The sequence below is a fragment of the Bacteroides sp. 2201st1_D9_2201SCRN_220225 genome, assembly GCF_040928965.1.
In the GTDB taxonomy this organism is placed as follows: Bacteria; Bacteroidota; Bacteroidia; order Bacteroidales; family Bacteroidaceae; genus Bacteroides; species Bacteroides stercoris.
Genome location: NZ_JBCODG010000080.1, coordinates 1 through 21013 on the forward strand (window position 1 = coordinate 1; position 21013 = coordinate 21013).

A 21013-nucleotide genomic window follows, 5' to 3' on the forward strand; every position below is an offset into this window, starting at 1 on the left:
CTCGTTGTAATATTGAAAAATCTGCTCATCGTCATGTCTTTACCAGCGGTTTCCCCGCCTTTCGATGGTGCGAAAATAGAACATTCCCATGGCACCAAGAAACCGCGTCCGCATCATAACGTTTTCTGGCGTTATCATAACGCTGTAACCCGTCATCATGCGTACGCGCTTTTACAAACCCCGCTTTTTCATGCAATTTTGTAACGTGATTTACAACTAAAAAGGACGATTTATGGCAGATTTGACGAATGCCCAGAAAAAGGAATGGGCAAAAACTTTGTACCTCAAGGAAAACCTCACACAGCAGGAAATCGCCGACCGGGTGGGCGTGTCACGGGTGTCCGTGTCCAACTGGGTACGGGCCGGGAAGTGGGAGGAACAGAAGGTGGGGCTTACGCTCACAAGGCAGGAACAGGTGGCTAACCTCTACCGGCAGGTGGCCGAAATAAACAAGGCCATCGCCGAACGGCCCGAAGGGGAACGGTTCCCCTCATCCAAGGAGGCTGACATCCTCGGGAAACTGTCGGCGGCCATACGCAACATGGAGCAGGAAGTGGGCATTGCCGACATCATCAGTGTCCTCACCGGGCTCATCGACTGGGTACGGGCGGCCGACCTCGAAAAGGCAAAGGAAATTACACGCCTGGCCGATGCGTACATTAAAGACAAATTATAAAGGGATAGACAATGAAACAGACTGACAGACTCGCTCTCCTCGATTGGGAGAAGTACAAAGAAGACATCGCAAGGGCTACACCGGTCGATAGGAACATGACGGCAGCCGAACGGGAAAAACACCGGGAATATCTTGAGAAACATCCCATAGAATGGATCAAGTTCTTTTTTCCGAATTATGTCAAATATGAATTTGCCGACTTCCAGAAAAAGGCTATCCGGCGGATCATTGCACACGATGAATGGTTTGAGGTGCTTTCTTGGAGCCGTGAGCTGGCCAAATCCACCGTCACCATGTTCATCGTCATGAATCTCACGCTTACCGGACGCAAAAAGAATGTGATTCTGACCTCCAACAGCAAGGACAATGCGGTGCGCCTGCTCGATCCCTACCGGGCCAATCTCGAAGCCAACGGACGCATCATGGCATACTACGGCAAACAGGAACTGCCGGGCTCATGGACCGAGGATGAATTCACCACCAAAGGGAAGGTCTCTTTCCGCGCACTGGGTGCCGGACAATCTCCGCGTGGTTCGCGAAACGAGGCCATACGTCCCGACGTACTGCTGGTCGATGACTTTGATACGGACGAGGATACCAAGAACCCGGACATCATCCAGAAGCGCTGGGACTGGTGGGAAAATGCGCTGTATCCCACAAGGTCCATTTCCGAACCTACACTGGTCATCTTCTGCGGAAACATCATCGCCAAGGACTGCTGCGTGGTGAGGGCGGGCGAAATGGCCGACTCCTGGGACATCGTGAACATCCGCGACAAAAACGGTTTTTCCACATGGCCGGAAAAGAACTCGGAAGAGGACATCGACCGCACACTGTCCAAAATATCCAAAAAGGCGGCACAGGGAGAATATTTCAACAACCCGATTTCCGTGGGAGAGGTATTCGAAAACATTGCATACGGCAAGGTTCCGGCACTCTCCAAATTCAAGTTCCTCGTGGTGTATGGCGACCCGGCACCGGGCGAAAGCAAGGGTAAGAAAGGCAAATCCTTCAAGACGGTTTCGCTCTGTGGCAAATTGGGTGGCAGGCTTTACGTCATCAAGACTTTCCTGGCACAGGCGCTCAATGCGGAGTTCATTGACTGGTATGTCCGGATGCTTGAATTTGTCGGGGGCAAGACCAATGTCTATTGCTACATGGAGAACAACAAGCTGCAGGACCCTTTCTTCCAACAGGTGTTCAAACCGCTGGTGGCAAAAGTACGCCGCGAACAGAAGATTGCGCTGTTCATCCGGGGCGACGAGGAGAAGAAGACGGACAAGGCTACGCGCATCGAGGCCAACCTTGAACCGCTCAACCGCGAGGGGAACCTCATCCTCAACGAGGCTGAACGGGACAATCCGCACATGAAGGAACTGGAGGATCAATTCAAGTTGTTCACCCTGACCATGCGCTATCCGGCCGACGGACCGGATGCGGTCGAAGGGGCGAACCGTATCATTGACGAACTGATCAGGCGCATTGAACCGCCCGTATTCCGATCACGGAAGGATGTAAGAAAACGGAATAAGAAAAGATTATGACAACTCTAAAACAATAGGACTATGAGCAAATTTGTTGAACTTACCGATTACGATGCGAGCATCCACCGAGACATCCTCGACGCACTGGTTCGCGAAGACGAAACGGTCATTGAGGTTTGCGAGGACAGGGCCATTGCCGAAATGCGGTGTTATCTGGGCAAACGCTACGACTGCAACAAGATTTTTGCAGCCACCGGCGAGAACCGTAACCAGCTCGTGCTGATGATGGTCATCGACATGGCGGTCTATCACATCTTCTGCATCCACAACCCGCAGAAACTTTCCCAGGTACGCAAGGATCGTTACGAACGGGCGGTGGAATGGATGAAGGCGGTGGCCGACGAGGACATTTCAATCGAAGGGGCTCCGCTGCTGCCCGAGGAACAAAGGGCGGGCAGGTCGGATTTCCGCATTCAAAGCAACCGCAAACGAACGAACCACTGGTAAAAAGCAAGCATCATGAAAAAGAAAAACAGAAAAAACAACAAAGCCGGCATCATCACCGTAGGGGGAAACTTCACGTTGCCGGGACAAAAGAGACCGAATGTGATTGTGCTCACACAGCCCAAACGCTTCGGGCTGGACATTTCCGACTACATGGCAGCCGTAAGGGTGGCCGAGAATGTCGATTTCTCGCGACGTTACAAACTTTATGACCTCTACGAGGACATTCTGATGGATACCCACCTTTCCTGTGTGCTCGAAAAGCGAAAGAATGCCGTGCTGTGCTCCAACATGGAATTCCGGGTGGACGGGAAGCCCGACGATAAAATCAACGAACAGATACAGTCGCCCTGGTTCAACCGGCTGGTGGGTGACATCCTTGATGCGAAATTCTGGGGCTTCTCGCTCTGCCAGTTCTACAAGCTGCAGGAGTGGGTGGATTATGACCTGGTACCACGCAAGCATGTGGATCCGGTCAGGGAACTCATCCTGCGCCACCAGACGGACATTACCGGCCATTCCTGGAATGAATATACCGACCTGCTGTTTGTGGGTTCACCGTCCGATTTGGGGCTGTTGGCCAAGGCTGCACCTTGGGTCATCTACAAACGTAACACTACGGGCGACTGGGCACAGTTCTCCGAGGTATTCGGCATGCCTATCCAGGAATATATCTATGATTCCGACGACGACGAGTCACGCCAGCGGGCCATGGAGGATGCGGCCAATGCCGGAAGTCTGGCGCAGTTCTTCCATGCCAAGGACACGGAACTCAAACTCACGGAAGCCGGAAACAAAACAGGGTCTGCCGATGTCTATGAACGCCTCTGCGAGCGGTGCAACAACGAAATTTCCAAACTGATACTGGGCAATACGCTGACCACCGAATCGTCCGAAAAAGGCACGCAGGCTTTGGGTACGGTTCATAAGAAAGTAGAGGACAAGGTACTGGAGGCCGACCGGAAGTACGTGCTCAACGTGCTGAATTACGACATGACGGACATTCTGCTGCGCATGGGCATCAACACCGAAGGGGGTACGTTCTGTTTCCCCGAACCGAAGGAAACGGATGCCGGTACCAAAATATCCATCCTCACGCAGCTGAAGAAGAACTTCAACATCCCCATCGACGACGACTATCTCTATGAGGAATTCGGTATCGACAAACCGGCCAATTACGAGCAGCTGAAGGCGGAACAAAAGACGGCTGAACAAGCCGACCAGATTCCAAGCCCGAAGAAGGAGCCGGAGCCAGCGAATAAGGGACGGGATGATGAACCGACACCGAAACAGAAAAGAAACTTCCGGAACTGGCTCAAAGGTTTTTTCGTGAAAGCCCCGGCAGACGGGGCAGCTTTAGACTGGTAGTCGACAGACTGTATGCGGCTGATAATGGCAGCATCTCCATGGAGTTTGACTTCTCCGAAGAGGTGCTGCGGCGTGCCTTGCTGAACATATACAGCAGGGACTTTCATCCGGCAACCGAAATCGAAATCAACCTGTTCAATGAAATATGGGCAAAGATGGACAAGGCGGCAAAGGAAGGGTTCAGCAAATCCAAGGCCATTACTCCGGACGAGGATTTCAGAAATGCCATACTCCGGAACAATGCCGTATTCTCGGCATTCAAGGTACATCGTATGCAGAATGACATGGCACGACTTTTATTGGATTCAAACGGCATTTTAAAACCGTTCGACAAATGGGTACAGGAAGTCTTGCCCATTGCTTCCCATCAGGTTCGTCACTGGCTGCGGACGGAGTATGATACGGCGGTCATCCGGGCGCATCAGGCGGCTGACTGGCAACAGTTCCTGCGCGAACGCGATATTCTGCCCAACCTCAAATGGCTACCGTCCACCTCCATTCATCCGGGGGCTGACCACCGCCCGTTCTGGAATACCATCCGGCCGATTGATGACACGTTCTGGAACATCCACCGACCGGGCGACCGGTGGAACTGCAAGTGCGACCTCACTGCCACCGACGAGGAGCCGACACCACTTCCGGACGAAGACGACAAGAACAAGCCCCAGCCCGGACTGGATAACAATCCGGGAACGGACGGCAAACTGTTTTCCGACAATCATCCATATCAGGCAGAAGCCCACAAGGGTGCCCAAAAAGCGGTGGATAAACTTATGGCCCGTATTGACGAGATGATTGCGGAAATGCCGGACTACCTTACCGGGGAGGAAAAAATGGCCATTGCCCGGAACAACCTCGAAATGGAAAAGGCTCTTAAAATCAAAAAAGGAAAACCTATGGATGTGGATAAGGCGGACAAACAGAATGCAAATCCCAAACATGTGGAAGAGTATATTTTGGATTCCAAAGGAATATACCGCGATAAAAGGGGAAACAGATACCGGAAGAACAGCGATTACGATAAAAAACGGGATACTCCATACAGTATCAACTGCCAGACTTGCGCACCGGCATACGCTTTACGATTACGTGGATGGGATATTACCGCCAAAGGCAATGTCGCAGGGTCTAAACTTGAATATCTGAGTAATGGACGTGCTTTTGAAGTCTGGAAAAACACCGACGGTACTCCGGCGCAACATATAAGTATAAACAGCTGGCTTGCGCACAAAGGATACCTGAAAATGACCCCTAAAAGGTACATGGAGTATTTCAATGAGGTATGTAAGGAAGAAGGCGTGTATGAATTGTGCATCGGCTGGAAAAGTGGAGGAGGTCATGCTACAATCCTGCAACGGTTTGCGGATGGTGAACTAAGGTATATCGAACCCCAAAGCGATAATTCTGCCGGTTCAGGAATGGAATGGAAAGACGTAAAATATTTATGTGAAATAGGAGCTGCGACTTCCCACAACTGCAGGGGAGTCCTGAGAATTGACAATAAGCTATTCGATGTCTCCTTCCTCGATATTTTCGATACATGAATCGATAACGTCAAGGGATAACGGACCGGTTATTTCGGTTGCGTCTTTACCGTCATACAGATAGACGAAAGGATAACCGGTACAGGAGTCCCCCGGAAACTTGAACACATAGGCTTCCTGGCCTTCATAAATACCAAGGTATTCGAAGGTGTCACCGTATTGCTCAATAAGTACACGGGCCTCGTTCTTTACTTGTTCCGGTATATTCATAACGCATAAAAGGCATATTGGAAGCCTCGGTTGCAAAGTTATAAATTATTCTTGAATTACTGATGATTATGGACATAAAAGATTTTACGGAAATGATAAAGCGGAAACGTGACAGGCTGGACAGTATGATGCGCCGCAAAATGCCAGTCATGGTAGGACGAATGGCCAAAGACCATTTTCAGGATAACTTCCGGCAGGGTGGATTTGTCAATGGCGGTCTTCACCCTTGGCCCAAAGCCAAACGGCTGTCCTCGGGAGGTTCCGATGCCGCCAGCAATTATGGAACGCTGCTCTCCGGCAGGAAACATCTGTTCAAATCGGTCGGATATACACCTGCAGACTACCGGGTAAGGGTATTCAACGAGGTGGTCTATGCACCCATCAACAACTGGGGCGGGGAAATCGATGTCACCGTCACAGACCGCATGAGGCGCTTTGCATGGGCCAAGTTCTACAAGGCTTCGGGAAAAAGAAAAAAAACCGGCACAGGGCAAAAGAAACGCGTCAAACGACGTTCCAAGCCGAAGGAACTGAATCCGCAGGCACAGTTCTGGAGGAACATGGCGCTTACCCAAAAAAAGAAACTGCACATCCGCATCCCGCAGCGCCAGTTCATGGGCGAAAGCGAAGAATTGAACCGGCGTATCCGGGAAAAGGTGGACCAGGAAATTACCAACATTTTAAACCAATAACGATATGGACGAAATTTTTATCGCAATCATGGAACAGATTGCACAGGAAATGCCGGAACTCTCTCTCATCGACGAGGACTACGGACAATTGGAAATGGGAGCAGAAGAAGACCAGTACCCGGTCACTTTCCCTTGTGTATTAATCGGAAATACAAACTCCGACTGGCACGACCTCGGATACGGGGCACAGAAAAGCGAATCCGCACTGACCGTCCGGCTGGCCATCGATTGTTACGACGATACAAGCTACGCATCCGGCACGTATGACAAGGTGAGGGAAAGGCAGCAGCTGGCCAAGAAATTATACAAGTCGCTGCAGTGTCTGCAATGCACGGACAACGCTTCGCCGCTGGTACGCGAGAAAAGCCGTTCGTATGCCATGCCGCATTACATCAAGGTCTATGAAATGACGTTCTCATTCACACTGCACGATGAATCGGCCATGCCGTCATCTTATGGGGAATAGTTCCAGCTGGGCGGCAGTCAGACGGGGGGCTTTCACCTTGGGAACAGGCTTCAGATTGTAGTCTGTTCCCTCACGTGATTTCCGGCGGATGATGGTCATGATACGTTCCTCGGATATAAAGAATTCGCGCTCCGACAACACTTTTAAAGCATCGTCGAACCGCAACCGCTGTATTTCTGTCCAATAGTAGTAACGACGGCATAGTGCCTCGTCACGCAGCTTGATCAGTTCTTTATCCCGTCCTTTGCCCATACATTTTATTTCTCTTACAAAAATAACTGATTTCCATCTATTTTAAGAACAAAAGCGCCGCAATTATAACAACTGCGGCGCTTTCTGTTTATAGGGTTAACGGGTTTCGGCTACAAACGGCAGAAACTGGGTTCAATGCGGGTCCATACGCCGTTTTCAGGGTTGCGGCGGCTGAAGTAGTAGTTGGTGGCATTGCGCTGCACTACATTAGCTTCCTTGAACAGGCGCATGATGTCTGCATACTCTTCATCGAACTTATCTTCCAGTTCATACAGCTTTGAAATGCTCTTGTAGTCCAGGTCGCCCATCTTGTTGCGCTCCAGCAGGGTCATGGCCATCTGATACATCGGATCATCAGAACCTTTCTCGCTGTTCTGCATGTAGCGCTTCAAATAGTCAATCAGACGGTCGGCTGCCATGTCGGCTCGTTCATCGAAGCCTTTCACCTTGTTGCTTTTCACTTCCAGACGGAAGTCTCCGTCCGTAATGGTATAGCTGCGCTGTTCGTCGCTTTTCACCTGGCCGTATTCCTTCATCACCTTGGTAAAGGCATCGGCTTCTTTTTCCAGCCATCCGCGGAACCCGGTCACGGCATTCACCATCTCAAGAACGTTGGTCTTTACTTCGTGCATAAACTCACCGCGTAATGCCTCGTAAGTTTCACGACGGGCGATGCGGTCTTCTTTCTCTTCTTGCTGCAGCTGGGCCATGAGGGCTGCTCGCTGTTCTTTACTCAGGGACTTGATGTCCACACTTTGATTGTTCTTTTCCATTTTAAATCATTTTAGTTGTTAATCAGCTATTACTTTGTCATCCTTCAGCAGCAAAGCGAATGTCCTGTCTCTTTCTGCTTTGGTTTCAAACTTCTTGTATGTCTTCCAGCCACCGTTTATGCCGGTACACATCTTTATCCTCGGGCCTGGATAATCATCCTTTCGTATTATACAGAACCCCGCTTTTATCAGCTTGTCTTGGTCATCTATCCTCATAATCATCCTGCTTTTCCGGTTCATCGTCTATCAGCATGGCCTCCCCATTGGCATACGCCCAGTCGGCCAGTTCGTTGAAAAACTCCGCTGCATCCTGGTTCTCCATATCGGATGTCGTAAGGGTCACGTCTTTTCTTATGCGCTCAAGCGCTTCATGTGCTTTTTTATCCATATTGCTCTATTTATCGGTTAAACCTCCTTTTCGTTGGATAGCCCGCAGTTTGATGGCCAGTTGTTCCAGCTCGGCTGTACTAACCTGAACAAAGGGCTTGCCGGCTATCCGGGGGTTGTTGCAGAATTCGTTCACCCGGTTCCAGTCGGTGGTGTCTATACCCAACTGTTGCATCAGCTTCAGGCAGACGCTGCGTTTCCGTCGCAGTTCCTCGCGAAGTTTCTGCCGCCATTCGTCTTGTCCGCTCAGTTTCTCCAGAGCAGTACAACAAACTTCATACTCCTTGGCCGTCATTTCCTTCAGACTGTCTGTCCGGTTCCACGTGTACTGCAGCACGATTTGTTTTTTGAATTCCTCCCGATCGCCCTGATAAGGCAGTTTGTTGAACAATGCATAGAACCGGGCGAAATTGGTTACTTCCTGTGCCATATCATCCTTTCACTTTTTTCTCCACTGAAAGAATTGCCAAACTTATCATCATAAGTTTTACAGACTGGCTGTCCTCTTCAAACAAATCAATATCCGCAACCACAGGCTCACCGCTCATGGTGTTCCATATTTGCTCTACCTCTTTCGTCTTCTTTTGATTCATCAAAAAGAGATACGCGTCATACTCGGAACGGTCAAATTCAAATACGACCTGAACTTTCTGTTTTTCTTCCATACATTCACTATTAAAAGGTTATTCAAACAATACTTTAATGCCACACGAACTGGCTACGTCAAGCTCCAGTTTGGCTCCCTTGCTCAGTTCCCAGTCCTTCAGCATGTAGATATAGTCACAAGCCAGCAACAGGGCAATGTCGGCCCGCATGTGGGCTCTCCAATGAGCTTCATCCGGCAATCCGTTCCTGAAAGGGTTTACAGGATCATAGCCTTGTGCCATCAGTTTCTCCTCGGCACGGCTGAAGGCTTCCTTGCGCTCATTCATATCATAGTGCGCGATGGCTCCGCTGATGTACACTTTCCCGGCACCGGTCGCTTCACCACGTTGAAAAGCCTTGTGTCGTTCCCACCGTTCCGGAACCACCACACTGTAGTTGCACGATTGGCAGCAGCAGCCTTCTTCTTTCACCGGGAACGGATTGTATCCGTAGCCCTCATACTCTTTGCCGCAGATGCAGCACACTTTCTTTTCTTCTTTCTTTTCCATCACTTCAAATCTTTAATGTTTATTTGGCAGGACGGATGCCATACCTGAATATTCCGAGCAAACATCACATCCCTGGTTTCTATCACTACGTGTCCCTTTGTCTTGGCCCTGCGCAGACGGAGGTCGCTTTGTATGTTACGTTCTACCCAATCGTCCACCACGGCCTCCGCTTCCTGTTCTTTCAGGAGTATCTGGTACAGCTTATTCTCCCATTCCATCATTCAAATAATCCTCCATATTATCGTCCTTCAATGTTTTGGCAGCACCTTCTTCCCATATCACGTAGGGCTCACCGGGCCGCTCCATAAAGCGGCTTTTGCACCAGGCTTTGAAACAGCTTACCATGATTTTCACATCGGCATCATATTCCACCTTGCGGGCGCTTCTACCTGCCGGATGAAGCCCCTCGGCATGGCTGATGAAGATAAACAGTTTCTTGGGATGACGTTCCTTGAACTCCTTGTAGGTTTTGTAGTTCAAGCCGCTGTATTGGAAGCTGTCGATAATCACGATTCCGGGACTGCCTCTGCGCCGTAACCGTTCCTCCAATTGCTCCATCGGTTCCCGGTCAAGGATAATCAGCTTCTTTTTCACTTCACCCATCTTGTGCCGTTTCAGGCTCATCTGGAACGACAAACCGGTACTTTCTTCCAAACTGTCATAAATTACGCGTCCGAAGCTACACAGGTACTTGGCCAGCTGCATCACAAAGCTGCTCTTACCGTTTCCGCTGGCTCCCCAAATAATCCACACGCCGCTCTTGGCCGGGTTGCCTATCGAGGTTTGCCAGTCCCCGGAAAACTCGAACCGGGGAATCTTCATGTTCAGCACCTCACCGGGACTGTAGGCTCTCTTCAGTTTCACGGTTACCTCCTTTCAATTCTTCAATAAGAGCATCAGCATAGTCCACAGCAAGTCTGGCAACTTGTTTTATAGACATTATACCTGATGAATTGCTTCTTACTACCGGAAGCATGCTTTTGGCAATTTCATATCTGCGCTGTTCCCAGTCTATCTCATTCGCTTTTCTCATCTCGCGATGGATACCGATAACAGCATCCATCGCTTGCATTTCTATCTTGCTTATCATGCCTGCATCCTCCTTAATTTTTCGATTTCGGTATATACGCGCCGCAAGCCGCCTCCGGTGCTATGAACAATCTTGGCAATGTCGGCACCGTCCGGGGCATTGATTTTTGCGACGATGGCAGCCTGTGCCTTCAGAAACTTTTCGCGTTCCTGCGCATCGTCCGGGGTCACCTTGCTGTAGGAGTCACCGTAGCGGCTCAACATTTCGGTATAGCCCACCTTCTTGCCTTCGATGGCGCGGTTGATCTTCTCCTTTAATCCGTCGGCACCCATCATATACCAGGCACAGCAGCGTTCCGTAGCGTTCCAAAGCGCCTTTAACTCCAGGAAGGCTTCATACTGCAGGTCCCCGGCTTCATCCAGGATAACCAGGGGCGTATCAATCGTGCGCAGGTAGGCCACCAGATCCTCATACACGTCGCTATAGCGTCCGTTGCTGGTCACACCGAATTCCTTGGCAATGTAGCGTATCAGCTTCAGTTTGGTCTTCACCTGGCTGCAGTCCACATATACGGCGTGCTTGTGCTGCTTCACGTAAGCTTTCGCTGTAAAGGTCTTGCCGATATTGGGCATATCGCACAGGATGGCACTCAGCCCGCTTCCCTGGCACACTTCCAGCTGCTTGCTCACAAACACGTAGGTCGGGGTCTGTGCTGCCAGCCAAGGTATTTCTGTACGCAGTTGCACGCCTAATCTTCGGGCTATACCTACCCAGTTGGCATCACTGACCTGCTTTTCATAATTGCCCCGCTTGATGGCATTGTAAACGCTGGGGGCTATGCCCAGTGCCGTGGCATGGCGGTTGTCACTGGGATAATTTTCACGGTCGGCGGCTATCGCTGCCACAATACGTTGCTTTACTTCATTTGTTATTTCCATTTGAATGCTGTTTTAAATTCGTTCTAACGTCGTTAATTATATCTTGGCTACTGCATCATGCTCGAAGGCACTGATGTCCATATAGGCTGAGTAATCTTCTTCCTCGGCTTGTGCAGGAAGGGGAACGGCTTCCGCCTGTACCTCTGTTATCAGCTTTGCCTCCTCTTTGGCAAGGATGCCCACACGCTTGATCTTGCCGTCCTTCATCATCTTGTCGAATTGAGCTACATACTTGGACTGTTCGGTATAGGCTGCCTTGTCGTACTCGGTCTGCTCGGCTGTATTCTCATTGTAACGGGCTACGGGCTTGCAGGTGGCGATATATCGTCCGTTCTGGTAGATATATACCTCGTTGATGGTTCCGTCGGCATCGGGCAGATAATAGGCATCTACCTTGTAGTTCCTCGGCTCCAGCTTTTCGATGATTTCCGGGCTGGGCAGTCCGTATTGGTTGTACATCACCGTGCAGTAGGTGTTCTGCCGGATGGTTGTTTCGGTGTGCTGTCCGATGAACCGGTAAAGAACGGCCTTGTCCCAAGGTGCAAGGTTCGGGTTCTGATGGGCGCAAAGCACATCCCAACGGCTCATGCCCGGATAGCGCTTTTGGTTGGGGTGAGGCTGTGCGTTGAAGGTCTCAATGGCGCGTATATCATCGGCTACCAATTCTTCATAACTATAGGTCTTCACCTTGTAGGTGTTGTTCTTTTCGTCATACACCTTTTCTTCCTTCGGGCGGTTGGCCTCCAGCTTGGCATACCATCGGCCGATACCTACCTGCGTGCGTTTCTCCACACCGTATTTCTTTTCGCGGTTCTTGTGCTCGGCACGTTTTTCACGCGAGTTCCCGGGGTTACACCAGCGGATCAGGGGGAAGACGGTACCGGCTTGCATCAATCCGTCGGCAAAGTCGCTTACCAGGTGGTGTTCCACTTCTAACTCGGCGGGGATATACATGCCGTTCCGGTCCAGGGTCTGGAACATGTTTCGCATGCAGTCTAAAAATAACTCGGTAGTCTTGTACCGGTTGTAGGCATATCCCACCACAGCACCGCTCACCACATCGTAGGCATAATAGGCTTTCACTCGGTTGCCATCCTTCATTGGGCGCGGCAGGTCGCGGTCGTCAAGAGAAACCTTACTCAAGGAATATTCACCGATGCTGCGCAGATGATAAGGACGGTAGGCATTGTTGAAATCCCATTGGCTCATGTGCAGCTTACCGCGAAGGGCCTTGTTCTTGGGGTTGTTCAGGTAGTTGGCTACTGTGGCCGGGCTCAATACCAGCGGATTTCCATCCTTGTCGGTAAAGTCTGCCGGATTCAACACCTCGCCGGTTTCGGGGTCATATAGCTCCAGTTCTCCTTGCACAAATAGATTGTACTGTTCCCACACGGTGGTATTGAAGGGCTGCTCCGGTTGGGCATCGATGCTCAGCAGCAGGCGTTCAATGTCATAGGTCACTTTCCGGCGGTTCTGGTTCATGAACTTGCGGCTGATAAGGCTTTCATAGCCGTTGGCCTTGAAGTCATTCACACGCTTCTTGAAGCGGTTGGAACTGACAGGCAAGGTATGTCCGAACTCTGCTTGGTAGTAACTGATGGCTCCTGCCAGTTCGCCCCAGTTCACCGGCCCGGCCTTCATGGCCTTTCGCATAAACGTGGCATCCTCCATGGCACGCATCACTGCCTCAATTACCGAAGCGTTTACCGTATATTCTTGGATGTGTTCCGGTGGCAGTGTATCTCCGTTGTCAAAACGGAACCGGGTGTAAAATTCCCGGGCTTTCGCATCGATGTGGTAATGGCTGCCGAGCCAGTTTCTTATTACGTCTTCTTTCATATCTCCGTATTTTAGTTTTATCCTTTCCTGAAACCGTAGGGGCATGGTGGCTATTTCTACCAAAACGTAACCTCCCAGACCTCTTCCGGATCGAACTACATTGATTTTCTCCTTTGCCGCTAACTTCTTGTAATTGGGTATCGACATGATGGGAGCAAGTTCTTCTTCGGAAAGAGTGGAAGGATGAACTCCTTTCAGCGTGCGGCTTCTGCTGTAGTCTGCCTTTCCGTTCACCATCACCGGTCGGTCATCGTAAGTCAGGTCATTGTAGGATATGCACAATATCTTTCCATAATACTCCATTTCATTTCTATTTATAAGGCAGATGCCATCTGTTGGGTCTCGTGCTGCAGCTGCATGAAATCCGATACAAATTCACATTGGTAGGTTTCAGTCCGTTTTCCGTCCACGTACACATCCACATCATTGGTCTTTCTGTGGACCACGAGTTTTACACGGGGACCGAAAGTGCAGGTCATGGTCTTCTCGCACTCCTCGAAGGTGGTTTCGCAGTTCGGGATGAAGTTCCCGTCAGTCAGTTTGCCGCCTCGCTTCAGGGCAAGAGTGCGTATCCGGCGCGCCTGATCGCTGTCACGGACAAAATTCAGTGCTTGCCACACAGCCTGACGGCTGCATCCGAATGTCTTCATCAAGAAGGTCTTGGTCTCGTTATCTGTCAAAATCTGCTTTCTCATATCGTCATACTTTTTAATCGTTATCGTTCGTTCAAAGGTTTTCAACGGCTTCCGCTATTTCCTAATCACCCGTCAGTATTTCATGAAGGCGTGTCCCTTTCTGCAGTTCTTCGACCAGCACCTGCATCGCTTCCTCACACACACAGCTCACATTCTCTATCACCCGGTAGGCATCCGAGTTGCTTATCTCATCCTCCGTCATGAATTGTCCAGCCAGCTCCATCGCCTGGTCGGCAATATTCTGCGTATGTGCCGTACTGCCTATCATCGTGCGCAACTTCTGTTTGAACAGACTCTCTGCTGTTCTCGGATTGAAATTCTTTGCCATAACTCTAAATTTTAAAAGTTTATATCGTGGGGCGCGGGGAATCGAACCCCGACGGCTTTCTACGCTTTCTTATTTCGATTTACCAACTCTCCGGCCGTGCCTGCCGCCCCTGCCCGTCTTTCCGGGCTGCCAGTTATCCGGCAATCTATTTGCCTTGTTCTTCTATCATCGAAAGGACAACCATCCTGTCTTCATCCCAAAGCGGAAGCCCCAATTCAATGGTCCGTTTCACCACTTCCATCTCACCGACCAGCCCTACCGCTTCTTTGCGGAAATCGGTATCGTCATACGCATGTGCCTTGCCAATCAGAAAATCGGTCAGGTTGTCGATAACTTCCTTTTGACGTTCACATTTCATTTCATAGTTCAGCACTCGCACATGAACATCGCGGATAATCCGGCTGTCCCCATGTTTCTTGAAATCTTTGCAGAACTCATCCTTGTTCATCGAAGTGTTCAGATAAACCGCATGGATGTAATCAAAATCCTCTGCTGTAGGGGTTATCCCCGTCCGTTCCATAAATTCTTGCTGTGTCATAAACTCACTTATTTTATTGTATTATTCTGCATCTTCAATTTTGAAAGAAAAGCACTTATCCGCCAATACTCTTTTTACAAAGTCTAAGTCGTATCTATCAGCTGAAAAGAAAACTGCCTGATAATCTACACTGGGATAAGCCTTGATTGCTGTTGTATCTACCATCTTCTTGACCAGTCCGTAAAGAGCTTCGGCGGTCTCGGCTGTTGCTTGAGCTATAATTACTTTTGCTTTCATTTTCTTTAATCCTTAAAATTCGCTAATCACACGCCTTTTTTGTATATTTGGCGCGCTGTTTACATCTTAAACACGCTGCAAATATATAGAATTATTTCAATACATCAAACTAAATATGGAAGAAAATCAATATAAGGATATGAATTTTATAGAAAGACTTCAATATTTCATGGAGAAAAAGGGCATAAATGACAATCAAATGACTGTTAATGCCGGTCTTTCTGTTGGACTTATTGGGAAAGCAAAGGTGTCTGGCAAAGGCATGAGCTCAATGAATATTGAAAAAATTCTATTAGCCTATCCGGAATTATCTGCCGATTGGTTACTTACTGGTGCAGGAAGCATGTTGAAAGATGATTTGAACGGCATTAAAACAATAGACGAAGCAAATTCTTCGACTCTGCCTACCACATCTATGAACCCATCCATCGGTACACCATACTACGATGTGGACTTTATCGGGGGCTTTGATGAAGTGTTTAATTCACAGGTAAACATACCTGCCACCAACATTGTAATAAGGGGATTCGAAAAAGCCAGCCTTTGGTGCAATGTCACCGGGCACTCCATGGAACCCAAAATAAACCATGGCGACATCATTGCCCTGCACCAATGCACACTCAACGACATCCAATATGGCGAAATCTATGCAGTGGTGTTGGATACCATCCGCACCATTAAAATCCTCCGCAGGTCGCCGGATCCGGACAAGCTGCGCTTCATCCCCATCAACACCAATGACTACGATGAACAGGAATTCGACAAATCACGCATCATCAATGTCTTTGAAGTAATCGGAAGTATCAGCAAGTTCTTCTAAGTGGTACACGCATGCCTCCTACAGAAGGCTAAAAAAGGACGCACGCACACACTTTTGAAGGAATTTACCTGAAGCAAACTCGTAAATACACTGTAAATCAAAGGATTTATTTTATTATAATAAGGTATATCACACAAACAAGTGTCGTTTTTCCTCTCTGAAAACAGAGAAAAACGGCACTTGCTTTCATTTATAACATAGTTTCCTATTTCGGGCGTACCCTCTGAGAACTGAAAAAGTAACCCCTAAAGTAACCCCTAACTTAAAGAAGTAGTAACCCCTAACAGTAACCCCAATAGTAACCCCTAACCAAATAAAACCAACCGTAGGGGCATAAAAAAAGGGAGCCATAAGCTCCCCAATCAGCATTCAAAGAAATAACGCCTACAAGCCTTTCTAACGGCGCTATTATATCGTTCTAACCATTCCCTTACTACCACCCGAGATGAGCGTAGATTGCTTAATTATAGCCTTTTTCGTGCATATTGTGCCGTTACCAGACAGCCCGGCATGAAGCAGGTAATTCTTGGTTGCCCCCACCTGATCTGCCGTCAGAACCGTATAAACAGCCGATATACTGCTGAAATACCAATCTTTCTGCTTCGTCCCGTCTATTTTATGCAGCAAATGCACATGAATCACTTTTGCCATATTCGTTTCTATTATGCTGCAAATATACCAAATAATACTTATTTGGAAGAATTTTAAGGCAACATCTTTAAAAATAGGCACAAAAAAACGGCCACACAGCCGTTCACACCATCATATAACAAAATCCATCAACCCAGCCATAAAACGGCCACACAGCCGAAAATAAAACCCTTCCAGGCCGTTTTAGCCCCATCTGCAAGCCCGATGTAAAGCAATCCCCCGAATATCCGAAGAAAAGCCCCTCAAACGTAAAGCAGATGTAAGCCATGTAAAGAGAAAAACCGCTTCGAAATATTCAGCCCATTTTCCCGATCATGCCTAAACCCTTTGGTTTTCAAAACCTTTCGCCCATTTTTCCCGACCATTGAAAAAACCGCTTCGTTCTATGCCCCATACATTGTCGGTATCTGCAGGAGCTTCCGCCGACTTTATATTACCCGGTCCCTTTGTCGGTATATCTTCCTCCGAATGGATAATCAGCCCCTTTTTCCCCAATGAAGTCAGTTCATCGATAAGATAGGCATCCACCTCATCCCGTACGGGCAAGGAAGATCCGCCATTGGCAACAATCCATTCGTAGGCTTCCTGAGCAGTCATCAGTTCTTTTATTTCGGGATGTACATCGGACGGACGTTCGAGGAACGTAGGAGAAGTTATAATCTCCTCTCCTGCTACAACCGACTTCTTCATGCAGTCTGCACGTCCCAGTTCACGGCCATTCAATAAGCCATCCTTATTATCATCATAAAAGTTACCGGACAAATAAGCGCTGAAATGCTCGTTATATCGGGTAAAGGGAGCCGTTGCGCCTAACTTCTTGCCATCGTAATTATCTGTAGTTCCTACTATAAAATAATTATTCCGAATATCGGCATCCGATTTCTGCTGAGTATCTCCCATAATATAAGCACCGCCGTTTCCCCAATTATAAAGGACATTGTTTACAAACTGATTCAGTCCTTTCACTTTCGGATTACGGGTTTTATTGTCTATATACAGATTCCGGTACAAAGTAACTCCATCGTTTATCGTGGTCTGGATAAGTCCACCACAAGAATGAGGTTGCAATCCCTGCCCTATGAACGAGTTCTGTATCATGATATTCCGAGGCTGATCTGCGGGCTTTTTAGGATCTCCATTGATGGAGAAACATTCATCGCGTCCCCAAGTTACAGACATATGGTCGAAAATCATATCCGAACCATAGGCGATACCGACTGCATCTTTACCTTCACGGCCGTTCATGCCCATTCGTACACGTAAATAACGACATATCAAATTGTCCGCTCCCGAAAAGGAAACCCGGTTGCCATACACGACAACTCCGTCACCCGGAGCTGTCTGTGCTGCAATTGCCAAGTTCTTTGAGAAGTCGAGAGGAGACTCTAATTTGATTACCCCTGCAACCTTAAATACAATAATACGGTTGGGCTTACTGACGGCATCACGTAAAGAACCTCTGCCCGAATCTGCCAAAGTCGTTACTTGATATACTTCACCCGTTCTGCCACCTGTAGCATGCCGCCCATATCCTTCCGCACCGGGAAAGGCCAGTACCTCACCATAATCCGGGAAAGAAACACCAGGGTTATCTTTCCCTTCATCTTGGCCGCAAGCCAACAAAGCCCATGCAAGGCAAAAGAATCCTATCAAATTCATATTATATCTCATTAATTAGAGTATTAAATTTACAAATAATTAATCCAAAACTTTAATCCAACGGGGATCACCGTATTCTGATTTATAAATGACTGACTCTGCATCAACTACAGTAAAATCATTTTCCTCAACATTACGGAATAATGAAGCATCATCCGTATCCAATGAAATCAGTGTCAAACCGGCATCAGACATCTTTTCAAAATCCGATGTACAATAGTTGACTTTCGAATTTAAATTAATACTGCCTGCATCAAGCACTTTACTTTTACTGCTGCCAAAGACACAATTACTTACCGACAAGTTTAGCGGCGCAGTCAATTTGGAGAAATTCCCAACAGCCCTATAAGTGTTTTTGCCATCCTTATTTGAGCCCCAATTATAGAAAGTACAATTAGAAATAACAACTTTGTTACCGGCCGCAATAGGGATATCAGCAGTAGGTGCTCCAAACACACCCGGTGAAATATAGAACTCATAGAATGTGGAATTAGTGACGGAGACATCATTCCATACATTAGAGCCTTTATTTATAGCATGAATAAAACCGAATTGTTTTGTTACATTTTTTGTATCATTAATACCGGAAACCAAACAATTATCTATACGGATATGGTTGATTGTGGTTACTCCTTCACTGGCATCACTCATCATTAAAACGGTAGATGGTAAAACTATATCCGAGTTTGTAATTTCAAATCTGTCTATTGTAAAATCAGTACCGGTATTGTGTTTCCCTATATTCAACAAACGTGTTTTACTACCTTTACTAGGCTTACTCTCAGTCCATGTTTCCTTAATATTCACATTATCAACAATAAAATATTCAATATTCGGCATATTGCCAACTTCCGGTTTCACAATGAAGCCCCCCTCGCGAATGTACAAGGTAGGACGTTCTCCCGGGTTAGCAAGAAGAGCAATGCTTTTGGTCAATTTAATATCGCTGGTTTTCGCAGCGACTTCCCCGCCTGTTGTCAGGTAATAATCAACGCCATTCTTCAATTGGAAAACAAGAGCCTGCTTACTTGTATCATCCATACCGGCCTTAATCTTATCCATCAAATCAACTCCATCTTCCACCACAACTGCATCGGTAGGCATTCCTGCAGTGGTAAATCTCTGTTGATTATATTTTTCTGCTCCTTCCGGTGCAGCACTGTTTGTCAAAGCCACATAATAAGTAGTACGAGGAGTTAATCCTGTAATCGTATATTGTCCGGCAGAAGCATCTTCCAAACTAATTTGTTTTTCCTCTGTAGTTCCTTCTTCCCATATCGCCAATCCGTCAACCGGATTTTTTTCCGATACCACCCATTTAATTTCCACGGAAGTCTCATTAATCTGCGAACCTTCCACAGCATACAGTATTTTCGGAATAGTACGGGACAAAGTTGAAATGGAAGAACCCATTTCCGTCCAATTCGATGTTATAGCAAGAGATTCATTATTAGCTCTGACACGGGCATAAAATTTAGTCTCATAACGTAAATTCGCAAACGTACATTTGCCCTTCTCCACTGTCTGTGTTTCAATATTTTCCGGCTGAAACATGGCATCCTGAGAAAGCTCTACCGTATATGAAGTTGCTTCGCCGGATGTTCTCCAAGCCAGCGTTATAGTATTGCTTTCTGCAAAACAGGACGAAGCAATAAAGGAAGGTCTGAATAAACGGGGCATCTCTGTCGTCTCGTCTTCACATGCTATACAAGCAAACAGACAGAAAAGTAAAAGCGGCACTATATATTTTGTTTTCATCCTACTGTTAGTTTTAATATCCATAATAATTTTTCAATAATCCCTGATGGCTTGACAATGCGTCCGGCGGTATAGGAACCAAATAGCGTACCGGATCCGTTTCGGGATTCACAGCCCCGGCATTCGATGCATTAATATAGCCATAGAAAGAATGCAGAATACGGGCAGACGGTTCCCACCGGCGAGGACTGGCGTTTTTAACTTGCGTACAATATTGAACACACATATCTACACGCGAGTAACCGGAAGGATTTTGGGAAGGATATGCAGGTAGCGCCTCATCATAAGAATTGATGTCCCCTTCTTTGTACCAATCCATTGTTTCGGCTACACATACCGGGAACAGCGTTTTATCCGCCGGTACCATTTTATAATAGGCTACAGCCGGATAAGAATCAAAGCGTGCATCATAAGTAGGATTTTCAAAAGGAGTTTCCGTATTTTCATACTGCTTAGTACGGGCTACTTTACCCAATTCAATCCAATCGAAATACAAATTATATAATGTTTTTCCATACAGATTCCAACGTGCCAAATCGTAACGTCTATGCTTTTCTCCGCCAAATTCCCAGGCACGTTCCTGAACAATAGCATTGAAGAAATCTTCTTTTGTCCCCAAAGCATCCACATAAGCCTCTACCTTTTCAGCATGGTCTTTTTCTGCAAAAGCCCTTTTACGCACCTGCTTCAAGGCATCCTTAGCTTCGGTCGTCGGCCCGTCATGGTTTTCATTGGCAGCTTCCGCATACATCAACAACACATCGGCATAGCGCATATACGTATAATTGATCCCTGTACCTTTATTAGATGTACTGCCCAACGGTGATTCCATAAATAGACGGTTCCATTTGCCACAACCAACATTAAGTTCGGAAAATGGCTTCTGAATAATAGAACTCATTCCTGAATTTTCATAACGGAATATCTCACAAGTCAATAATTCGTTAAAAATTCGCCACGCCTAAGCGGCTCTGGCAGTAAATAAAATGAGTTCTTTGAAAAGTTTGTCA

Annotated in this window: 30 protein-coding genes; 9 read left to right on the forward strand and 21 right to left on the reverse strand. The window is 47.7% G+C overall.

Features of this window, described 5'->3' with window-relative positions:
- The 6 genes from AB5903_RS18995 to AB5903_RS19020 form a co-directional block, all read left to right on the forward strand.
- Positions 1 to 204, forward strand: a 204-nt coding sequence (locus tag AB5903_RS18995) for a hypothetical protein (protein WP_368118111.1), incomplete at its 5' end; no start/stop codon positions are given.
- Positions 205 to 232: 28 nt separating this feature from the next.
- Positions 233 to 676 carry a helix-turn-helix domain-containing protein gene (locus AB5903_RS19000; protein ID WP_007562513.1) on the forward strand — a complete coding sequence of 148 codons (444 nt, stop codon included), beginning with the start codon at positions 233 to 235 and terminating at the stop codon, positions 674 to 676.
- Positions 677 to 687: 11 nt separating this feature from the next.
- Positions 688 to 2220 carry a hypothetical protein gene (locus tag AB5903_RS19005; protein WP_007562515.1) on the forward strand — a complete coding sequence of 511 codons (1533 nt, stop codon included), beginning with the start codon at positions 688 to 690 and terminating at the stop codon, positions 2218 to 2220.
- A 21-nt stretch (positions 2221 to 2241) separates the two neighbouring features.
- Entirely contained in the window at positions 2242 to 2667 is a 426-nt protein-coding gene (locus AB5903_RS19010) for a phage protein Gp36 family protein (RefSeq protein ID WP_007562516.1), read from the forward strand.
- A 12-nt stretch (positions 2668 to 2679) separates the two neighbouring features.
- Positions 2680 to 4032, forward strand: a complete 1353-nt coding sequence (locus tag AB5903_RS19015) for a DUF935 family protein (protein ID WP_007562517.1) — start codon at positions 2680 to 2682, stop codon at positions 4030 to 4032.
- A gap of 38 nt (positions 4033 to 4070) precedes the next feature.
- A complete protein-coding gene (locus AB5903_RS19020) occupies positions 4071 to 5576 on the forward strand; it encodes a toxin glutamine deamidase domain-containing protein (RefSeq protein ID WP_007562518.1) in 1506 nt (501 codons plus the stop codon).
- Here the strand turns inward: AB5903_RS19020 and AB5903_RS19025 are convergent.
- Positions 5538 to 5786, reverse strand: coding sequence for a hypothetical protein (locus AB5903_RS19025; protein WP_007562519.1), 249 nt, complete (start codon positions 5784 to 5786; stop codon positions 5538 to 5540). The genes AB5903_RS19020 and AB5903_RS19025 overlap by 39 nt on opposite strands.
- 68 nt (positions 5787 to 5854) lie before the next feature.
- Here AB5903_RS19025 and AB5903_RS19030 point away from each other — a divergent pair, with 68 nt between their 5' ends.
- Together AB5903_RS19030 and AB5903_RS19035 are read left to right on the forward strand one after the other, a co-directional pair.
- Entirely contained in the window at positions 5855 to 6478 is a 624-nt protein-coding gene (locus AB5903_RS19030; RefSeq protein ID WP_172772470.1) for a hypothetical protein, read from the forward strand.
- Positions 6479 to 6482: 4 nt separating this feature from the next.
- Positions 6483 to 6944 carry a hypothetical protein gene (locus AB5903_RS19035; RefSeq protein WP_007562523.1) on the forward strand — a complete coding sequence of 154 codons (462 nt, stop codon included), beginning with the start codon at positions 6483 to 6485 and terminating at the stop codon, positions 6942 to 6944.
- On the opposite strand, the gene AB5903_RS19040 is transcribed toward AB5903_RS19035, so the two are convergent.
- The 16 genes from AB5903_RS19040 to AB5903_RS19115 all read right to left on the reverse strand — a co-directional run bounded on the left by AB5903_RS19040 (position 6927) and on the right by AB5903_RS19115 (position 15115).
- Complete coding sequence (locus AB5903_RS19040) at positions 6927 to 7196, reverse strand: hypothetical protein (RefSeq protein ID WP_007562525.1); 270 nt, start codon at positions 7194 to 7196, stop codon at positions 6927 to 6929. The two genes, AB5903_RS19035 and AB5903_RS19040, sit on opposite strands and share 18 nt — an antisense overlap.
- A 110-nt stretch (positions 7197 to 7306) precedes the next feature.
- On the reverse strand, positions 7307 to 7969 hold the full coding sequence (locus AB5903_RS19045) for a DUF3164 family protein (protein WP_007751532.1): 663 nt from the start codon (positions 7967 to 7969) through the stop codon (positions 7307 to 7309).
- Positions 7970 to 7987: 18 nt separating this feature from the next.
- Positions 7988 to 8185 (reverse strand): hypothetical protein, encoded by a 198-nt coding sequence (locus AB5903_RS19050; RefSeq protein WP_007562529.1) that lies wholly within the window; start codon positions 8183 to 8185, stop codon positions 7988 to 7990.
- Positions 8172 to 8357, reverse strand: a complete 186-nt coding sequence (locus AB5903_RS19055; RefSeq protein ID WP_007562531.1) for a hypothetical protein — start codon at positions 8355 to 8357, stop codon at positions 8172 to 8174. Before AB5903_RS19055 ends, AB5903_RS19050 begins: the two co-directional genes overlap by 14 nt.
- A gap of 6 nt (positions 8358 to 8363) precedes the next feature.
- Positions 8364 to 8786, reverse strand: coding sequence for a hypothetical protein (locus AB5903_RS19060; RefSeq protein ID WP_007562532.1), 423 nt, complete (start codon positions 8784 to 8786; stop codon positions 8364 to 8366).
- A gap of 1 nt (position 8787) precedes the next feature.
- The gene (locus AB5903_RS19065; RefSeq protein WP_007562534.1) at positions 8788 to 9021 is read right to left on the reverse strand and encodes a hypothetical protein; all 234 of its coding nucleotides are present in this window, start codon (positions 9019 to 9021) and stop codon (positions 8788 to 8790) included.
- 18 nt (positions 9022 to 9039) lie between these two features.
- Complete coding sequence (locus AB5903_RS19070; protein WP_306434009.1) at positions 9040 to 9321, reverse strand: DUF4406 domain-containing protein; 282 nt, start codon at positions 9319 to 9321, stop codon at positions 9040 to 9042.
- A gap of 188 nt (positions 9322 to 9509) precedes the next feature.
- Positions 9510 to 9731, reverse strand: a complete 222-nt coding sequence (locus AB5903_RS19075) for a hypothetical protein (RefSeq protein ID WP_007751522.1) — start codon at positions 9729 to 9731, stop codon at positions 9510 to 9512.
- Positions 9712 to 10374, reverse strand: coding sequence for an ATP-binding protein (locus AB5903_RS19080; protein WP_032558186.1), 663 nt, complete (start codon positions 10372 to 10374; stop codon positions 9712 to 9714). Before AB5903_RS19080 ends, AB5903_RS19075 begins: the two co-directional genes overlap by 20 nt.
- Complete coding sequence (locus AB5903_RS19085) at positions 10343 to 10600, reverse strand: hypothetical protein (RefSeq protein ID WP_007751518.1); 258 nt, start codon at positions 10598 to 10600, stop codon at positions 10343 to 10345. The genes AB5903_RS19080 and AB5903_RS19085 overlap by 32 nt, the downstream gene beginning before the upstream one ends.
- Positions 10597 to 11478, reverse strand: a complete 882-nt coding sequence (locus tag AB5903_RS19090) for an ATP-binding protein (protein ID WP_007751516.1) — start codon at positions 11476 to 11478, stop codon at positions 10597 to 10599. Before AB5903_RS19090 ends, AB5903_RS19085 begins: the two co-directional genes overlap by 4 nt.
- Before the next feature lie 36 nt (positions 11479 to 11514).
- The gene (locus AB5903_RS19095; protein ID WP_032558185.1) at positions 11515 to 13620 is read right to left on the reverse strand and encodes a hypothetical protein; all 2106 of its coding nucleotides are present in this window, start codon (positions 13618 to 13620) and stop codon (positions 11515 to 11517) included.
- An 11-nt stretch (positions 13621 to 13631) separates the two neighbouring features.
- Positions 13632 to 14012: a hypothetical protein gene (locus tag AB5903_RS19100; protein ID WP_007758937.1), complete on the reverse strand. Its 381-nt coding sequence runs from the start codon at positions 14010 to 14012 to the stop codon at positions 13632 to 13634.
- A gap of 61 nt (positions 14013 to 14073) precedes the next feature.
- Positions 14074 to 14340, reverse strand: coding sequence for a hypothetical protein (locus tag AB5903_RS19105; RefSeq protein ID WP_007751507.1), 267 nt, complete (start codon positions 14338 to 14340; stop codon positions 14074 to 14076).
- 145 nt (positions 14341 to 14485) lie between these two features.
- A complete protein-coding gene (locus tag AB5903_RS19110; protein WP_007758936.1) occupies positions 14486 to 14878 on the reverse strand; it encodes a hypothetical protein in 393 nt (130 codons plus the stop codon).
- A gap of 21 nt (positions 14879 to 14899) precedes the next feature.
- Positions 14900 to 15115, reverse strand: coding sequence for a hypothetical protein (locus AB5903_RS19115; RefSeq protein WP_007751500.1), 216 nt, complete (start codon positions 15113 to 15115; stop codon positions 14900 to 14902).
- 169 nt (positions 15116 to 15284) lie between these two features.
- Here AB5903_RS19115 and AB5903_RS19120 point away from each other — a divergent pair, with 169 nt between their 5' ends.
- Positions 15285 to 15935 carry a helix-turn-helix transcriptional regulator gene (locus AB5903_RS19120; protein ID WP_048919115.1) on the forward strand — a complete coding sequence of 217 codons (651 nt, stop codon included), beginning with the start codon at positions 15285 to 15287 and terminating at the stop codon, positions 15933 to 15935.
- A gap of 408 nt (positions 15936 to 16343) precedes the next feature.
- Here the strand turns inward: AB5903_RS19120 and AB5903_RS19125 are convergent, their stop codons facing one another.
- The 4 genes from AB5903_RS19125 to AB5903_RS19140 form a co-directional block, all read right to left on the reverse strand.
- Complete coding sequence (locus AB5903_RS19125) at positions 16344 to 16586, reverse strand: hypothetical protein (RefSeq protein WP_007751495.1); 243 nt, start codon at positions 16584 to 16586, stop codon at positions 16344 to 16346.
- A gap of 318 nt (positions 16587 to 16904) precedes the next feature.
- Positions 16905 to 18245: a polysaccharide lyase family 1 protein gene (locus tag AB5903_RS19130; protein ID WP_368118112.1), complete on the reverse strand. Its 1341-nt coding sequence runs from the start codon at positions 18243 to 18245 to the stop codon at positions 16905 to 16907.
- 39 nt (positions 18246 to 18284) lie between these two features.
- Positions 18285 to 20003: a DUF5123 domain-containing protein gene (locus AB5903_RS19135; RefSeq protein WP_229127163.1), complete on the reverse strand. Its 1719-nt coding sequence runs from the start codon at positions 20001 to 20003 to the stop codon at positions 18285 to 18287.
- Between the two features lie 13 nt (positions 20004 to 20016).
- The gene (locus tag AB5903_RS19140; protein ID WP_368118113.1) at positions 20017 to 20904 is read right to left on the reverse strand and encodes a RagB/SusD family nutrient uptake outer membrane protein; all 888 of its coding nucleotides are present in this window, start codon (positions 20902 to 20904) and stop codon (positions 20017 to 20019) included.
- Between the last annotated feature and the right edge of the window lie 109 nt (positions 20905 to 21013).

Coding starts and splice junctions, on each gene's coding strand:
- AB5903_RS19000 (WP_007562513.1), top strand. CDS start 233: ATGGCAGATTTGACGAATGCCCAGAAAAAGGAATGGGCAAAAACTTTG.
- AB5903_RS19005 (WP_007562515.1), top strand. CDS start 688: ATGAAACAGACTGACAGACTCGCTCTCCTCGATTGGGAGAAGTACAAA.
- AB5903_RS19010 (WP_007562516.1), top strand. CDS start 2,242: ATGAGCAAATTTGTTGAACTTACCGATTACGATGCGAGCATCCACCGA.
- AB5903_RS19015 (WP_007562517.1), top strand. CDS start 2,680: ATGAAAAAGAAAAACAGAAAAAACAACAAAGCCGGCATCATCACCGTA.
- AB5903_RS19020 (WP_007562518.1), top strand. CDS start 4,071: ATGGAGTTTGACTTCTCCGAAGAGGTGCTGCGGCGTGCCTTGCTGAAC.
- AB5903_RS19025 (WP_007562519.1), bottom strand. CDS start 5,786: ATGAATATACCGGAACAAGTAAAGAACGAGGCCCGTGTACTTATTGAG.
- AB5903_RS19030 (WP_172772470.1), top strand. CDS start 5,855: ATGGACATAAAAGATTTTACGGAAATGATAAAGCGGAAACGTGACAGG.
- AB5903_RS19035 (WP_007562523.1), top strand. CDS start 6,483: ATGGACGAAATTTTTATCGCAATCATGGAACAGATTGCACAGGAAATG.
- AB5903_RS19040 (WP_007562525.1), bottom strand. CDS start 7,196: ATGGGCAAAGGACGGGATAAAGAACTGATCAAGCTGCGTGACGAGGCA.
- AB5903_RS19045 (WP_007751532.1), bottom strand. CDS start 7,969: ATGGAAAAGAACAATCAAAGTGTGGACATCAAGTCCCTGAGTAAAGAA.
- AB5903_RS19050 (WP_007562529.1), bottom strand. CDS start 8,185: ATGAGGATAGATGACCAAGACAAGCTGATAAAAGCGGGGTTCTGTATA.
- AB5903_RS19055 (WP_007562531.1), bottom strand. CDS start 8,357: ATGGATAAAAAAGCACATGAAGCGCTTGAGCGCATAAGAAAAGACGTG.
- AB5903_RS19060 (WP_007562532.1), bottom strand. CDS start 8,786: ATGGCACAGGAAGTAACCAATTTCGCCCGGTTCTATGCATTGTTCAAC.
- AB5903_RS19065 (WP_007562534.1), bottom strand. CDS start 9,021: ATGGAAGAAAAACAGAAAGTTCAGGTCGTATTTGAATTTGACCGTTCC.
- AB5903_RS19075 (WP_007751522.1), bottom strand. CDS start 9,731: ATGATGGAATGGGAGAATAAGCTGTACCAGATACTCCTGAAAGAACAG.
- AB5903_RS19085 (WP_007751518.1), bottom strand. CDS start 10,600: ATGATAAGCAAGATAGAAATGCAAGCGATGGATGCTGTTATCGGTATC.
- AB5903_RS19090 (WP_007751516.1), bottom strand. CDS start 11,478: ATGGAAATAACAAATGAAGTAAAGCAACGTATTGTGGCAGCGATAGCC.
- AB5903_RS19095 (WP_032558185.1), bottom strand. CDS start 13,620: ATGGAGTATTATGGAAAGATATTGTGCATATCCTACAATGACCTGACT.
- AB5903_RS19100 (WP_007758937.1), bottom strand. CDS start 14,012: ATGAGAAAGCAGATTTTGACAGATAACGAGACCAAGACCTTCTTGATG.
- AB5903_RS19105 (WP_007751507.1), bottom strand. CDS start 14,340: ATGGCAAAGAATTTCAATCCGAGAACAGCAGAGAGTCTGTTCAAACAG.
- AB5903_RS19110 (WP_007758936.1), bottom strand. CDS start 14,878: ATGACACAGCAAGAATTTATGGAACGGACGGGGATAACCCCTACAGCA.
- AB5903_RS19115 (WP_007751500.1), bottom strand. CDS start 15,115: ATGAAAGCAAAAGTAATTATAGCTCAAGCAACAGCCGAGACCGCCGAA.
- AB5903_RS19120 (WP_048919115.1), top strand. CDS start 15,285: ATGGAGAAAAAGGGCATAAATGACAATCAAATGACTGTTAATGCCGGT.
- AB5903_RS19125 (WP_007751495.1), bottom strand. CDS start 16,586: ATGGCAAAAGTGATTCATGTGCATTTGCTGCATAAAATAGACGGGACG.
- AB5903_RS19130 (WP_368118112.1), bottom strand. CDS start 18,245: ATGAATTTGATAGGATTCTTTTGCCTTGCATGGGCTTTGTTGGCTTGC.
- AB5903_RS19135 (WP_229127163.1), bottom strand. CDS start 20,003: ATGAAAACAAAATATATAGTGCCGCTTTTACTTTTCTGTCTGTTTGCT.
- AB5903_RS19140 (WP_368118113.1), bottom strand. CDS start 20,904: ATGAGTTCTATTATTCAGAAGCCATTTTCCGAACTTAATGTTGGTTGT.